Origin of the sequence: Mesorhizobium xinjiangense (assembly GCF_009749525.1) — a bacterium.
Classification (GTDB): domain Bacteria; phylum Pseudomonadota; class Alphaproteobacteria; order Rhizobiales; family Rhizobiaceae; genus Mangrovimarina; species Mangrovimarina xinjiangensis.
The window spans coordinates 1-14,840 of the sequence record NZ_WOAC01000044.1 but is presented as its reverse complement, the minus strand read 5'-3'; the positions used below and the strand labels follow the sequence as shown (position 1 = coordinate 14,840).

The window sequence follows — 14,840 nt, the reverse complement described above, 5'->3', positions numbered from 1 at the left end:
CATAACCCAGCAAGGAATCAGACTCGCACCCGCTTGACCAGTGACTACTCAGACACGCTCCTAGTGGTTCGTTTCCAACATTTGCATCCCATTTGTATCGGCCCTGAGGGCAAATGTTGGAAACAAAAGAACCACTAGCAACTTTATGATTCTAGTGGAACTTTTGAATTTGACATTCGATCTCGGGGTCGACATCGAGTGGGTATCGAATGTCAAATTCGTTCCACTAACACAGGAGGCCAAGGCAAGGTCCAGCCGGCGCAACGGATGCTGCCAGTATTGGACTTTCGACTTTTCTCCCCGTCATGTCTCCCACATGTCGACGGGCGTCTTCACCTGCCCTGGAAGAAGTCGCCATAGGCCTGCAGTTCCTTCGTCCGCGCCGCGATGACCCCGGCGCGGCAGGCGGCATAGTCGAGCACCTGGCCCTCCCGCCCCCAGTCGCCATTGGCGTAGAAGCTGCACGCGCTCTCCTTGTAGGCGATCCACAGGCGCTGCTCGGCGAGAATATCCTTCTTGGTCTGGCCGTCGGTCGCGGCAAAAGTCGTCTTCCAGGTCGCGTTCAGCTTCTTGTCCTCGCGTTTCAGCCAGTCGCCGCCGCATTGCGCCCAGGCGGCGTTGGTTCCGTCCGACTTGTCGATGCACCCATCATAGATGGCATCGCCGGCAGCCGGTCCGGCAACCAGCATCAGCGCCAGCAAGCCGGCGCCCCTCGAAACATTGCGCGTTTTGACCGTCATCCGCATAAGCTTTCCAATCCTCTCGCCAGGGTGCCGCCCCTTCTTGACCTCGATGCGTGCAGAGTTCTTGATCGCACCATGTCACAGCGTTCCGATTCTCCCACCAACGCCGCCGAGTTTACCGTGTCCGAAATTTCGGTGGCGCTCAAGCGCACCGTCGAGGACACCTATGGCAATGTCCGCGTGCGCGGCGAGATTTCCGGCTATCGCGGGCCGCATTCGTCCGGCCATGCCTATTTCGCCCTGAAGGACGACCGCGCGCGGCTCGAAGCGGTAATCTGGCGCGGCACCTTCTCGCGGCTCAAGGTGCGCCCCGAAGAAGGCATGGAGGTGATCGCGTCGGGAAAGCTCACCACCTATCCCGGCTCGTCCAAATACCAGATCGTCATCGACACGATCGAGCCGGCCGGCGCCGGCGCGCTGATGGCCCTTCTGGAGGAACGCAAGCGGCGGCTGGCCGCAGAAGGCCTGTTCGAACAGGCGCGCAAGCGCCGCCTTCCCTATATGCCGCGCGTCATCGGCGTCGTCACCTCGCCGACCGGGGCGGTGATCCGCGACATCATCCACCGCATATCCGACCGCTTTCCGCTGCATGTCGTGGTCTGGCCGGTGCGCGTGCAGGGCGAGACGGCGGGCGAGGAGGTCGCCGCCGCCGTCGCCGGCTTCAACGCATTTGCCGCCGACGGCCCGGTGCCAAGGCCGGACGTTCTCGTCGTGGCGCGCGGCGGCGGCAGCCTCGAAGACCTCTGGGGCTTCAACGACGAGGCCGTGGTGCGCGCCGTGGCCGCCTCGTCGATTCCCGTCATATCCGCCGTCGGCCACGAGACCGACTGGACGCTGATCGACCTTGCAGCCGATGTGCGCGCGCCGACGCCGACGGGCGCGGCCGAGATCGCCGTGCCGGTCAAGGCCGAGCTTGAAGCCGGCCTGGCCAATCTCGCCGCCCGGCTCGGCGGCGCCGTCAGCCGCTCCGGCGACCGCAAGCGCCAGGCCCTGCGCGCCGCGGCCCGCGCCCTACCTTCGGCCGACCAGCTTCTGGCGCTGCCCAGGCGGCGCTTCGACGAGGCGGCGAGCCGGCTCGGACGCGGCCTTATCGCCAATCTGGAAGGCAAGCGGCTGCGCCTCGGCGGCTTGCGGCTGACGCCGGCCAGCATCGCCCGGCGCATCGACATGGCCCGCCGCGACGTCTCCAGATTGTCCGAGCGCCTGCCCAACGCCCATGCCGCGCTCAGGCGCGAGCGCCGCCACCGCCTTGACCGCGTCACGGCGGGCCTGTCGATCGAGCCGCTGCAGCGCCGGCTCACCAACGCCGGCGACCGGCTTGCCAATGCCTCCCGTCGCGGCGACCGGGCGACGACGATCCGGCTCGAACGCCTTGGCGACCGCCTCGCCCAGTCCGTCCGCCTGCTCGATACGCTCTCCTACCATTCGGTGCTCGAACGCGGCTTCGCGCTCGTCCACGACGCCTCGGGCGCGCCGGTCAAGCGGGCCGCGGCCCTTTCGGCCGGCGACGCGGTATCGCTGGAATTCGCCGACGGACGCGCCGGCGCGGTCATTGCCGGCGACGGCGGCGGCAAGGAGAAACCGCGCAGCCGGCCGCAAAAGCAGCCCGAGCCGGGCAAGCAGGGCTCGCTGTTTTAGAGCAATTCCGGACGCAGAACCGGTTCCCACTCTGCGGGAATTGCTGCGGCTCAAAAATTGCTGATCGACGGCAGCCAGGTCGAGATTGCCGGTATGAAGGTCAGGATCAGCAGGATTGCCAGATGCGCGATCAGGAATGGCGGCATTTCGCGCACGATATCCACTGGCTTGATCTTGACCACTGACGATACCACGAACAGCAGCGCCCCGACCGGCGGCGTGACGAGCCCCAGCGTCAGATTGACGATCACGACGATGGCGAAGTGGACCGGGTCGATTCCGAGGGTATGGGCGATCGGGCTCAGGATCGGCACCAGAATGAGGACTCCCGGCAGAGGATCCATGAACAACCCGAACACGATCAGGAGCAGGTTGACCGCGAGCAGGAAGACGATCGGACTGAGGTTGAGGCCGACAATGGCTTCGGCGATCGATTGCGGGATGCCTTCGATGATGACGACCCATGCAAAAGCCCGTGCCGCCGCAAGGATCAAGAGCACGGCGACGCTGAAGATCGCCGCACGCAAGACGATCGCCGGCAGGTCTGCAATGCGCAGCGAACGATAGATGAAGAAGCCGCACAACAGCGCGTAGAACACCGCGATGACCGAGGCCTCCGTCGGCGTAAAGATGCCGCCGCGGATGCCGCCGATGATGATGACGATGAGCATCAGCGCCGGGATCGCCTGCACCGTCGTGCGCAGCATTTCGGATGCCGGCGGGCGTGCATCGGTGCCCTTGTAGCCGCGCTTGCGGCTGACGTACCAGTTGGTCGCCAGCATGGCGATGCCGATCAGGATGCCGGGAACCACGCCCGCCATGAACAGGGCGCCCACCGATACGTTGTCGTCCTGCATGGCGTAGAGGATCATGATGATGGAGGGCGGAATGATCGGCCCGACCACCGCCGTCGATGCGGTGAGCGCGGCGGCATAGGCCCGGTCGTAGCCGCCCTTTTCCATCATGCGGATCATCATCGCGCCGGGACCGGCCGCATCGGCCAGCGCCGAACCGGAAATGCCGGCAAACATGGCCGATGACAGCACGTTTGCATGCCCGAGACCGCCCCGCAGATGACCGACGAACTGCGAGGCGAAGCGCAACAGGACCTGGGTCATCGCGCCGCCCGTCATCAATTCGGCCGCCAGGATGAAGAACGGCACCGCCATCAGCGGGAAACTGTCGAGCCCCGCGAACATCTCCTTGACGATGACGACCTGCGGGTAGCTGCTGCCGAAGGCGACCGCGATCCACGCCGCGATGGCCAGCGCGAAGGCCACCGGCATGCCGAGGACGAGCAGGACGAAGAAGGACGTGAAGAGAATTACCGCCATGACGCCGCGCCGCCGTTTTCTTCCGTGGTGTCCGCCATCGCTTGGCTGGTGTCGGGATCGAGAGTCTCGAAACGGCTATCGAGAACATAGCCGCGCGCAAGAAGGAGAAGATGAACGATCAGGAGAACAAAACCGATCGGCATGGCCGCATAGACATAGCTGAAGGGAATACGGGTCGCCGGTGTGAGCTGGAAGCGTGTGCGCGACATGTAGTCGTAGCCCATCCACACCATGATCGCGAAGAAGGCGAGCAGCAGAAAAACGATGACGCCGCGCAAAAGGCGTTGCATCGGCGTGGGCGCCATCTCCTGGACATTGGCGATCGCGACATGGTTGCCGTATCTGAGCGCCAATCCCGCGCCGAGAAACGTCACCCAGATCATCAGATAGCGGGCGACCTCCTCCGACCAGGTGATGGAAAAATTCGTCAGATAGCGCAGCGACACGTTGGCGAAGACAACGACCGCCATTGCGCCGAGCATCAGGATCAGCACCCATTTGTTCGCTTCGATGAACAGGCGTTCGAACGTCCTCACCCGGCCCTCCCTGACGATTTCGGAGCAAAACCCAGCACAAGCGGATACGCGATCCAAGCCGCGGCCGGCGCGCCGGATTGCTCCGGCCGCCGGCCCGCCTGTGTCAGCAATCGCGTACGCAGATCATTCCGTAGCGATGATCTGGTCGATCAGATCCTTGCCATAGGTCTCGTAATACTGCTCATACGCGCCCGCCAGGCTCTTCTGGAATGCTGCTTTCTGCTCGGCGGAGAGCGTACCGATCTCCATGCCATCGCCCTTGAGCTGTTCCACGCCCGATGTTTCGACATTGTCGACGAAGTCACGCATGGCGGCGACGGCTTCGCTCGCCCCCTTGCGGAAAACCTCCTGATCTTCCGGCGACATGCCTTCCCAGAGCTGCTTGGAGACGATCAGCATGGCCGGCGAGTAAACATGGCCCGACAGGGTCAGATAGTCCTGCACCTCGGAAAGCTTCGCCGAGGTGATCACCGAGAGCGGGTTTTCCTGCCCGTCGATCGTTCCCTGCTGCAGCGCGCTGATCACTTCCGGCCAGGCCATCGGCGTCGGCGCGGCACCCAGCGCTTCGAAGGCCAGGATATGCGTCGGGTTTTCCATCGTGCGCAACTTCAGACCTGCGACGTCCTTGGGCGTCTCGATGGCATTGCGGTTATTGGTGATGTGGCGGAAGCCCTGCTCGCCCCAGGCGAGCGCCACCATGCCGGCATCGTCGAACCTTTTCAAAATGTCCTGGCCGATCGGCCCATCCAGAACGGTGCGCGCGTGCGAGAGGTCGCGAAACAGGAAGGGAATATCGAACACACCGGCTTCCGGCACGAAGTTGCTCAGCGTGCCCGACGAAACGATGGTCGCCTCGACCGTGCCGAGTTGCACGCCTTCGATCACCTCGCGCTCGCCGCCGAGCCCGGAAGACGGAAAATGGCGGAAAGTGTAGCGGCCGTCCGTTTCGGCCTCGACCACTTCCTGCCACTTCGTCGCCGCGACGCCATAGTGGGAATCGGGCGCTGCCGCGAGCGCATAGCCGATCTTGACTTCCTGCTGGGCCAGCGCCGGGCCGCTCCAGCTCAAGGCTCCGGCCAGGGCAATCATCGCTCCGGTGACGGCACGTCTGGTCAATTGCATTGGATCATTACCCTCCCTGAATTTCGGTCGGCGCAAGCAGTGCCGTCCAGTCATGTGGATGTCAAGACAGCGCCATCACCGTCGCCGATTCTGCCACAGGGTTGCGACGCGGTGCGGCAACCGGTTGCGTGGGAGCCTGACGCGCGCCGAAAACTCTGCCCGGGCCATGCGCACCAGATCGCCGCGCAGTGACTTCGTCTGGCGTGAATGGGCATGCGAAATCTGCACACCTGTCCCGCCCGTTTGGCATATCGTTGCTGAAGCGGCCCCGACGGCGCGAATTTCGACGCCAGCAGCGCCGGAATCACCGATTTTCTGCGCTTTTCATGGGCATTTTTGCACTGCACAATGAAGTGCACATTTTTTAACCACATGCATGCAGGAAATGCATTGGCGCTATGCAAAAGCATCTATTCTCGGCATCCGGCAAATCACTATTTAGGCGTCGTCAGCGAGATTAATTCTTCGGAGCGAGCCATGAACCTGATCAGCAATTTCCGCAACTGGCGTCGTTACCGCCAGGCCGTGACCGAACTCGGTCGTCTGTCCAACCGCGAGCTGGACGACATCGGCATCACCCGCGGCGACATTCCCTACGTCGTCCGCAAGCAGCGCTAGAACATGTCCCGCTCAAACGGAATCGTTTGAGCGAAAGGTACATGTTCCATCATATCGATAGCGCGCAAGAATACGAACACCGGCAAGATTTCTCCTCCTCCCGATCTTGCCGGCCGATGGCCGGGGTTCCCCTCCTCCAGCAACCGGCCATTCCTGCAAAGCCCGCCGGCTCCTCCCTCCGGCGGGCTTTTTGCATGCCCGGCGCGACATGCGAAGCGATGACAGTAGAGCAACGGCGTGAACCAGAATTCACATTTCTATTGATCTTCGCCGCCATGTGAACCATAGTTCACATGTGGTCGAAGTCCGCCAAACCGCTGTCTTTTCCAAATGGCTCAACAGGCTTCGTGACCGCGATGCGCGGCTGCGCATCGCCACACGCATCCGACGCCTTGAACTCGGCAACGCCGGCGACGTGAAGGCAGTCGGCGAAGGCGTGAGCGAGATGCGCATTCCCTACGGCCCGGGCTACCGGGTGTATTTCGTCCAGGACGGCAATGCCGTTGTTGTGCTGAGTGCGGCGGCGACAAGTCGGCACAGGTTCGCGACATTGCCAAGGCCAGGCAGATGGCCAAGGAACTCTGACATGGCGCTCAATACGACCAAGTTCGACATTCAGGATCATCTGAAGACCCCGGAGGACCGGGCCGCCTACCTTGAAGCTGCGTTCGGGGAAGGCGAAGCGGCCTTCATCACGCATGCCCTCAATGACGTGGCCCGCGCCATCGGCATGACGGACGTTGCCAGGTCCGCGGGCATCACGCGCGAAGGGCTGTACAAGGCTCTCGGCGAGAAGGGCGACCCGAAGCTCTCAACGCTTCTCGGCGTTGCGCGCGCGCTGGGTGTCAGGCTTTCCGTTTCGCCGACCGTCCCGAACGACAATATGGCGGAATCGGGGCCGAGCGCCTGACGTGATGCTATCGCCGGCCGTGCCGCTTCGAATGTCGGCACGGATCGAGGGTCTGCGCGGGTGGGAAAGAATGACCGCCATTCCGTCGGGAGAGGACAATGCGCGACCGGTTTCGGGTGCATTGCATGACGGGCAATATCGCCCTCGTGCCAGGGGCAATTCAATCAACAAAAGCAATATGATGAACGGGACGATGAATGGTACGGTTGGGTGGGCTCGAACCACCGACCCCCAGATCCACAATCTGGTGCTCTAACCAACTGAGCTACAACCGCCCGGGGCTTGCCGAGAAGCGAGAGTGGAATAAGGGCAAAGCGGCCCGAATGCAAGGTCCCGGAACCAATTTTTCACCAGTGGAGCGGCCAGTCGCCGCCGCCCAATGCGCCTGCCGAAATGCCGCTTCGCGCGGCCTCCCTGCATCGCGAACACACATCGCAAAAGGCCGGCCACATGCGGGCCGGCCGGCCATGTCGATGCGACCGCGACGGAAACTGCGTCAGGCCGCCTTCAGATCCTTCATCGACTTTTCGAACGCAGTCCTGACAGGCTTGGCGACGTCCTCGGCGGCCTTGGTGGATACGGTCTGGATGTCCTTGGCCTGCTCGACCGCCATTTCCACGCCCTTGCGCGCAAAGGCCGTCTGCAGTTCCAGCACTTGCGAAATCGACTTGGCCCCGAGAAGCGCCTCCAGGTGCGAAAAGCCCGCCTCGGCATTGGCCCGCATGGCGGCGATGAGTTTCAGCGAAATATCGTTGCCGGCACTCTTGGCCACCTCGAAGGTCGTCTCCATCGTCTTCTGCGCCTCCTCGGCGCCGGACTTCATCTTCTCATAGCCTTCCCTGGTCTGCTCGATGCCCTTTTCGGCAAAGGAGCGCAGCTGATCGGTCGTCTTGGATGGATCGAACGCCGGGAACTCGACGGTTTCGCTGGTCTTATCGGGAGCCTTGGACATGATCATCTTCCTCTTCAGGGCACAGTGGCGCGGCTGGAATGACAATGCAGTCGGAGTAATGCTCACAGTATAGGCAAATCCATTGTGCGACGCAACATGGATATTGCATCGCAGCAGGCGACGGTGGCGCGCAATTAACCAATCTGCCAGTATGAAGGCCGATATGCGGTCGCGTTCATGGACGGCGGCAGCAGCGTCTTCTAATAACTTAACGATCCATTAAGCTGCGCGGCGGCGAAAAACGGTTCATGCGGATCAGCGGGAATGGCGTCCAGCGAATACTCCTTCATCGACATCGCCGTACTGGACGAGGTGCGCCAACGCTTTGCCGCCGGCGATGCGCTGATCATCCTGTCGGCCGATCTCGCCGAGGTGATCTGGGCCAACGGTCCCGGCGCCGCCCTCATCGGCTTCGCCGATATCGAAGCCGTCATGGGCGCGCCGCCGCCCTTCAGCCCGACCGCCTGCCGGCAGATCGCGGCAACTGCCGGCTTTCCCGAGATCGGCAGCGACCGGCCGCTGATCGTCCGCTTTTCGCGCGGCCTTTCCAGCAGACCCATCCCGTTCTTCGCCAGCACGCTGAGCCTGCCCGACGGCGAACGCGCGATCCTGCTGGCCAATCCGCGCAGCGAGGGCGGCGGGCCGAGCAATGCGCATGACGCCGCAACCCACGCCATCAGCGGCATTTCCAATGCCGGCTATTTCGCCGCGCTGATCGGCGCCGACGGCATGCTTGCGGTGACGCCCGGTTTCGAGGAGCTCGGCATTTCCGAGGACGCGGTCGGTGCGATGGTCGCCGAAGCGAAAGGGGCACCGGGCCGCCTGGTCAAGCGCCACCTTCCTGCTTCCGCAAGACGCATTCCCGCCGGCATTGCAAGGATTTGCGACGATCCGTTGAGCTGCCTCCTGATCGCAGTCGATGCCGTGGACCCTCTTCCGGCCGATTCGGATGACGCGGCCGGAGATCAGCCCTTTCTGGTGCCGCTCGCCACACCGCCCGAAGACCATACGGTTGCCGCGAGCGAGGCGACGGCAGGAGCCGGCGACATGCCGGCGTCACCGGAGCGCGATGTTCAAGACACATTGGACGCCTCGCCGGAACGGGCAGCCTCCGATCTGCCGGACGGTGAAGTGAACGATGCGGCCGAGCCGCCTGCAGACGCCACGCACGAGCCCGCGCGCGCCTTGCCGCCCGGGCCGCTTCGCTTCGTCTGGCGCACCGACGCCGAAGGCTGCTTCAGCCAGATTTCCAATGAATTCGCGGCGGCCGTCAACGGGCTGGCGCTGGATCTGACCGGCCGCCCGTTTCGCGAAGTCGTCCGCCTGCTCGGTCTGGATGCGGGCGACGACATCGCCGACCTTTTGGAAAGGCGCGACACCTGGTCGGGCCGCACCGTCCTGTGGCCGGTGGCCGGCACGGGCAAGCGGGTTCCGGTCGACCTTGCGGCACTGCCCACCTATTCGCGCGAGCGCGCCTTCGAAGGCTTCCGCGGTTTCGGCATCGCCCGTTTCGGCGATCTTGTCGACGATCACGACGCTGGCCAGACGCCGGCCGTCGACGACGCCGACGAGGAAGAAGCGGAGGCGCCCATCGATCCGCATCCACCGGCCGGTGAAGCCGATAGCGAAGCGGAAAAGGTCGTTCACCTGGCCGAACACCGGCCGGCCGAACGCCATGACGGCCTGTCGGAGGCCGAGCGCAACGCATTTCGCGAAATCGGCCAACAGCTGAAAACGGCCACGGACCGGCGCGACGCCACACAGGACAATGAGCCTGTGAGCGACCAATCCGAACCGTCGGACGAAATTCAACCAGGACCGCCTTCCACTGACCATCCGGCCGAGGACGAAGCGGCTGCGTCGACCGCGCCGCACGAGGCAGTTCCAGGCGAACAGGACGACGACAGCGCCGAACAGGTACCGTCGACCGATGACGCCGAGGCGCCCCCGCCGATCATGGCCGAGCCGGAGCCCGCCGATCGCTGGCCGGACCCGGTGCTGCTGCCTTCGGCCTTTGCCGGCGAAATGGCGCGACAGGCCGCGGTCGATCGCGCATTCGTGTCCGGCCTGCCTTTGCCGCTGCTGGTTCATCGCGGCGACGTCCTGCACTTCGCCAACGAGGCGTTCTGGCGGCTGACGGGCTATGAATCGCTTGACGATCTGCGCGCCGCCGGCGGCCTGGACGCATTGTTCGTCGCTCCCTATTCGACCGAAGACGCGCCGGGCGCGCCGCAGGAAGGCCTGATGCTGCGCAGCCGCGCGGGCGCGGAATTTCCGGTCAGCGCGCATTTGCAATCGATCCCCTGGGAGGACGGCAAGGCCCTGCTCCTGGCGCTTGTGCAGCAGGATGCCGGCCCGCAAGGTGAAGCCTCTGCCCCGCCTGCGGCGGCACAGCCGGCCGAAGAGACGCTGCGCGCCGAGGTCGAGGAGATGCGCACCATCCTCGACACGGCCACCGATGGCGTCGTCCTGATTGCCGAGGACGGCACCATCCGCTCCATCAACGGTTCGGCCGCCGCGCTCTTCGGCCTCGACAATGCCGAGATCGTCGGCAAGCCCTTTACCGCGCTGTTCGCGGTGGAAAGCCAGCGCGGCGCGCGCGACTATCTGCACGGGCTTGCCGAGAACGGCGTGGCGAGCGTGCTCAATGACGGGCGCGAGGTGATCGGCCGCGAGGCGCAGGGCCGTTTCATCCCGCTCTTCATGACCATCGGCCGGCTGCCGGCCGGGCGCGGCTTTTGCGCCGTCATGCGCGACATCACGCAGTGGAAACGCGCCGAGGAGGAACTGACTCAGGCGCGCACCCTGGCCGAACGCGCTTCGTCGCAAAAGTCCGACTTCCTTGCCCGCATCAGCCACGAGATCCGCACCCCGCTCAACGCCATCATCGGCTTTTCGGAGCTGATGATCGACGAGAAGTTCGGCCCGATCGGCAATGGCCGCTACCGCGACTATCTGCGCGACATCAACCGGTCCGGCAATCACGTCCTCGATCTGGTCAACGACCTGCTCGACATCTCCAAGATCGAGGCCGGCGGGCAGGAGATGACCTACGAGGCGGTGTCGCTCAACGAGGCGCTGGCCGAAACGGTGGCGATGATGCAGCCGCAGGCCAATCGCGAACGTGTCATCATCCGTTCCAGCTTCGCCTCGCGGCTTCCGGATGTGGTCGCCGACTTGCGCAGCGTGCGCCAGATCGCACTCAACCTGCTGTCGAACGCCATCCGCTTCACCCAACCCGGCGGCCAGGTGATCGTGTCGACGGCCTATGAGGCGAGCGGCGAAATCGTCATGCGCGTGCGCGATACCGGCATCGGCATGTCGGCCGTCGAGATCGAGCAGGCGCTCAAGCCCTTCAAGCAGGTCAACACGCTCAAGCGCAGCCGCATGGACGGAACCGGGCTCGGCCTGCCTCTGACCAAGGCGATGGTCGAAGCCAACCGGGCACGCTTCGCGATTCACTCGACGCCGGGTGATGGCACACTGGTCGAGATCACCTTTCCCTCCACGCGTGTCCTCGCCGAGTGAACGCCGATCAGGGGTAGTTGCCGGCCGTGAGCAGCCGGTCGTCATTTCCTGACCGTTGCAGTTTAGAATCATTCCAAATCTTGATCGAAATTGTTTAGAATTATTCTAAAGTATTGATTTGATTTGACTTTCCGTTGGCGCTCAATCCAAAATCCGCTATGGGGAGATGCTCCGGCCGTGAGCACACGAACAATCAACTGGGCCCGAGCCCGCAAGCCAAGGAGACGATCATGACACGCCTGACCGCACTCAATCTGCGGGTCGGCCTCGCCGCCCTTACCATTTCGTCATGCGTGGGCTTTGCCGCGCCCGCCCTCGCCGAGGGCACCGTGAACGTCTATTCCTACCGGCAGCCGGATCTCATCAAGCCGGTGCTCGACGCCTTCACCGAAAAGACGGGCATCGAGACCGAGGTGCTCTTCCTCGACAAGGGACTTGAGGAGCGAATCGCGGCGGAAGGCGAGAACTCTCCGGCCGACGTCATTCTGACCGTCGACATTTCACGCCTGACCAGGGCGAAGGAAAAGGGCGTGACGCAGCCGCTCGACGACGCCGATATCAACGCCGCCCTGCCCGCCGAATACCGCGATCCCGAAGGCCACTGGTTCGGCGTCACGCGGCGCGGCCGCGTCGTCTACGCCTCCAAGGACCGGGTATCGGAAGACGAGATGTCCTATGCCGACCTGGCCGATCCGAAATGGGAAGGCAAGATCTGCATCCGTAGCGGCCAGCACGACTACAATCTGGCCCTCTTCTCCGCCCTCATTGCCCATTGGGGCGAGGAAAAGACCGAGGAATGGATGAAGGGCTTCAAGACCAATCTGGCGCGCAAGCCGAGCGGCAACGACCGTGCCGGCGCCAAGGCCATCTATTCGGGTGAGTGCGACCTGGCCCTCGGCAACACCTATTATGTCGGGCTGATGATGACTAACGAGAAGGAGCCCGAGCAGAAGGATTGGGCCGGCTCCGTCAAGGTCATCTTCCCGTCGATCGACGATGCCGGCACCCATGTCAACATTTCCGGCATGGCGCTCGCCAAGCACGCGCCCAACAAGGACAATGCGGTCAAGCTGATGGAGTTCCTGGCCAGCGACGAGGCTCAGCACGTCTATGCCGCCGAGGTCTTCGAATATCCGGTGAAGGACGGCGTCGAGGCTTCCGACATCGTCAAGTCCTTCGGTGAGTTGAACGCCGACACGCTGCCGCTGGCCGAGATCGCCAGCCACCGCAAGGCCGCTTCCGAGATGGTCGACCGTGTCGGTCTCGACGATGGCCCGGCCAGCTGAATCCGGGCAAACCAGGCATGGCGCAGCGGGCCGGATCTGCGATCCGGCCCGCCTGCATTGTGATGCCTCAGGTGGCGACATGACCCGGCAGGACGCTTCGCGATGCTGAAGACGCACGACGCCGCTGAGCACGGATTGCCGGTGCCGGCGCGCGCGACGGCGCCGCGAACCAAACGCGAGCGCCATGGCGGCGCGCTCGCGGCCGCGGCGGCAATTGCGTTGGTCGTCGTTCTTCCGATCGCGGCACTGATCCTCATCGCGCTGTCGGGCAGCGGCGCCGACTGGCCGCATCTGGCCGAAAACGTCCTGCCGCGGTCGAGCGTGACGACACTGACGCTGCTCGTCATGGTGGCCGCCCTGACCGCCTCCATCGGCGTCGTCGGTGCCTGGCTGGTCGTGGCCTATGACTTCCCGCTGCGCCGCCTGCTTGCCTGGGCGCTGGTCCTGCCGCTCGCCGTTCCGCCCTATCTCGCGGCCTATGCCTTCGTCGAATTCTTCGACTTCACCGGACCGCCGCAGACCGCGCTGCGCGCCCTGTTCGGCTTCGAGACCGGCCGCGACTACTGGTTCCCCGACATCCGCTCGACCGGCGGCGCAGCCATCGTCCTGTCCTCGGTGCTTTATCCCTATGTCTACCTGACGGCGCGCGTCGTCTTTCTCATGCAGGGCCGCAACATCGCCGACGTGGCGCGCACGCTGGGTGCCCGCCCGCTCAAGGTCTTCCTGCGCATATTGCTGCCCGTCGCGCGCCCGGCCATCGTCGCCGGCGTCTCGCTGGTGCTGATGGAAACGATCAACGACATCGGTGCCGTCGAATATCTCGGCGTGCGCACATTGACCTTCTCGGTCTATTCGACCTGGCTCAATCGCGGCAGCCTGGAAGGTGCCGCCCAGATCGCCACCACCATGCTGGCGCTGGTGCTGGGGTTGATCTTCCTCGAGCAATGGGCGCGGCGCAAACAGCGCTTCCACGGCGCCCGGTCGACCCATATGAAGGCGCGACCGCCGCGTGTCGCACTCGCCGGCTGGCGCGCCTGGCTGGCGACCATTGCCGTTCTGACGCCTGTCCTGTCGGGCTTCGGCGTCCCCTTCTACATCTTCGGCGGATATGTCAGCCGGCGTCTCGACCAGCTGCTCGAACCGGCCATTCTCGACGCCTTCCTGACAAGTCTGGCCACGGCGGGCTGCACGGCCGTCCTCACCGTGCTTGCCGCCCTCGTCCTGCTCAACGCGACCAGGCTCTCGCGGGCGACTGCCGTCGCGGCGGTCGTGCGGCTTGCCTCGACGGGCTACGCGCTTCCGGGAACCATATTGGGGCTGGGGCTGCTCTTCGTCCTGACCGGCTTCGACAACTTTGTCGACGGCGCGGCGCAGCGCTGGTTCGGCACCGGCACCGGCCTGTTGTTGAGCGGCAGCGCGGCGGCCGTCGTGATCGCCTGCTCGGTCCGCTTCATCGCCCTGGCCGAAGGCGCCATCCGTTCCGGGCTCGAGAAGCTGCCGCCGCATCTCGACCAGGCGGCGCGCAGCCTCGGCCGCACACCGGCCGGCAGCGCCCGCGAGGTGCTGCTTCCGCTTCTGCGCCCGGCCATCCTGACCGCAGCGGTGCTGGTCTTCGTCGACACCGTCAAGGAACTGTCGGCAACCATCCTGTTGCGGCCCTTCGGCTTCAACACGCTGGCGACCTATGTCTATGAAAACGCCTCGCGCGGCGTGATCGAGGACGGCGCCGTCGCCGCGCTCTTGATCATCCTGACCGCGCTTGTGCCGGTGGTCTTGTTGTCGCGCGCCCTGATGCGCGACGCCGAGGCGACCCAGATCTGAGGCGTGCCGCGCGACGCAAAAAAAAGCGCCCGAGAACCGGGCGCTTGAATGAATTTGCTGTCAAAACGAGGACTTGAGCGAATGACCCGGCCGCGAAGTGCGCGAGATGAACTCTCAAGTTACGCACGACTATCGGCCGCGCGCCTTAACAAAACCTTACCCGGTTCATGACAAGTTTACCGATGTGTACCACTTCTCACTGTTAGGTAAATTTCGCATTCACCGGTTGTTAATCATGTCGGGCGGGACGTCGCAGACAGGCCTTGCGGATTCCGATTCAAACCGGCCGGGTATTCCGATTTGAAGCCGGCCACCATTCCGACATGAAGCCGGCCGGGATTCCGATCAATAT

11 protein-coding genes and 1 tRNA gene are annotated in these 14,840 nt (G+C 64.1%); 6 read left to right on the top strand and 6 right to left on the bottom strand.

The genetic code is table 11. The features are described 5' to 3' along the window. Window positions 1–332: 332 nt before the first annotated feature. Window positions 333–740 carry a lysozyme inhibitor LprI family protein gene (locus GM909_RS25355; RefSeq protein ID WP_157020312.1) on the bottom strand — a complete coding sequence of 136 codons (408 nt, stop codon included), beginning with the start codon at window positions 738–740 and terminating at the stop codon, window positions 333–335. A 78-nt stretch (window positions 741–818) separates the two neighbouring features. Between GM909_RS25355 and xseA the strand changes: the two genes are divergently transcribed. Next, a complete protein-coding gene (gene xseA, locus GM909_RS25350; RefSeq protein ID WP_157020311.1) occupies window positions 819–2,381 on the top strand; it encodes an exodeoxyribonuclease VII large subunit in 1,563 nt (520 codons plus the stop codon). Window positions 2,382–2,431: 50 nt separating this feature from the next. Here the strand turns inward: xseA and GM909_RS25345 are convergent, their stop codons facing one another. From GM909_RS25345 to GM909_RS25335, 3 genes are all read right to left on the bottom strand, one after another. Then, window positions 2,432–3,715: a TRAP transporter large permease gene (locus GM909_RS25345; RefSeq protein WP_157020310.1), complete on the bottom strand. Its 1,284-nt coding sequence runs from the start codon at window positions 3,713–3,715 to the stop codon at window positions 2,432–2,434. Continuing rightward, window positions 3,706–4,251, bottom strand: a complete 546-nt coding sequence (locus GM909_RS25340; protein ID WP_198174416.1) for a TRAP transporter small permease — start codon at window positions 4,249–4,251, stop codon at window positions 3,706–3,708. The genes GM909_RS25345 and GM909_RS25340 overlap by 10 nt, the downstream gene beginning before the upstream one ends. A gap of 123 nt (window positions 4,252–4,374) precedes the next feature. After that, a complete protein-coding gene (locus tag GM909_RS25335; RefSeq protein WP_157020309.1) occupies window positions 4,375–5,373 on the bottom strand; it encodes a TRAP transporter substrate-binding protein in 999 nt (332 codons plus the stop codon). A 477-nt stretch (window positions 5,374–5,850) separates the two neighbouring features. Here GM909_RS25335 and GM909_RS25330 point away from each other — a divergent pair, with 477 nt between their 5' ends. Next, on the top strand, window positions 5,851–5,991 hold the full coding sequence (locus tag GM909_RS25330; protein WP_157020308.1) for a DUF1127 domain-containing protein: 141 nt from the start codon (window positions 5,851–5,853) through the stop codon (window positions 5,989–5,991). 277 nt (window positions 5,992–6,268) lie between these two features. Beyond that, window positions 6,269–6,901, top strand: coding sequence for an addiction module antidote protein (locus GM909_RS26440; protein ID WP_328600484.1), 633 nt, complete (start codon window positions 6,269–6,271; stop codon window positions 6,899–6,901). A 198-nt stretch (window positions 6,902–7,099) separates the two neighbouring features. Here GM909_RS26440 and GM909_RS25315 read toward each other — a convergent pair. Then, window positions 7,100–7,176 (bottom strand) — tRNA-His (locus tag GM909_RS25315). Between the two features lie 221 nt (window positions 7,177–7,397). Further along, window positions 7,398–7,853 (bottom strand): phasin, encoded by a 456-nt coding sequence (locus GM909_RS25310; protein WP_157020306.1) that lies wholly within the window; start codon window positions 7,851–7,853, stop codon window positions 7,398–7,400. Between the two features lie 264 nt (window positions 7,854–8,117). Between GM909_RS25310 and GM909_RS25305 the strand changes: the two genes are divergently transcribed. The 3 genes from GM909_RS25305 (at window position 8,118) to GM909_RS25295 (ending at window position 14,488) form a co-directional block, all read left to right on the top strand. Continuing rightward, window positions 8,118–11,381, top strand: coding sequence for a histidine kinase dimerization/phospho-acceptor domain-containing protein (locus GM909_RS25305; RefSeq protein ID WP_157020305.1), 3,264 nt, complete (start codon window positions 8,118–8,120; stop codon window positions 11,379–11,381). Between the two features lie 230 nt (window positions 11,382–11,611). Next, on the top strand, window positions 11,612–12,667 hold the full coding sequence (locus GM909_RS25300) for a Fe(3+) ABC transporter substrate-binding protein (protein WP_157020304.1): 1,056 nt from the start codon (window positions 11,612–11,614) through the stop codon (window positions 12,665–12,667). Window positions 12,668–12,769: 102 nt separating this feature from the next. Next, window positions 12,770–14,488: an ABC transporter permease gene (locus GM909_RS25295; RefSeq protein WP_157020303.1), complete on the top strand. Its 1,719-nt coding sequence runs from the start codon at window positions 12,770–12,772 to the stop codon at window positions 14,486–14,488. The last annotated feature ends 352 nt before the right edge of the window (window positions 14,489–14,840 follow it).

Coding starts and splice junctions, on each gene's coding strand:
- GM909_RS25355 (WP_157020312.1), bottom strand. CDS start 740: ATGACGGTCAAAACGCGCAATGTTTCGAGGGGCGCCGGCTTGCTGGCG.
- xseA (WP_157020311.1), top strand. CDS start 819: ATGTCACAGCGTTCCGATTCTCCCACCAACGCCGCCGAGTTTACCGTG.
- GM909_RS25345 (WP_157020310.1), bottom strand. CDS start 3,715: ATGGCGGTAATTCTCTTCACGTCCTTCTTCGTCCTGCTCGTCCTCGGC.
- GM909_RS25335 (WP_157020309.1), bottom strand. CDS start 5,373: ATGCAATTGACCAGACGTGCCGTCACCGGAGCGATGATTGCCCTGGCC.
- GM909_RS25330 (WP_157020308.1), top strand. CDS start 5,851: ATGAACCTGATCAGCAATTTCCGCAACTGGCGTCGTTACCGCCAGGCC.
- GM909_RS25310 (WP_157020306.1), bottom strand. CDS start 7,853: ATGTCCAAGGCTCCCGATAAGACCAGCGAAACCGTCGAGTTCCCGGCG.
- GM909_RS25305 (WP_157020305.1), top strand. CDS start 8,118: ATGGCGTCCAGCGAATACTCCTTCATCGACATCGCCGTACTGGACGAG.
- GM909_RS25300 (WP_157020304.1), top strand. CDS start 11,612: ATGACACGCCTGACCGCACTCAATCTGCGGGTCGGCCTCGCCGCCCTT.
- GM909_RS25295 (WP_157020303.1), top strand. CDS start 12,770: ATGCTGAAGACGCACGACGCCGCTGAGCACGGATTGCCGGTGCCGGCG.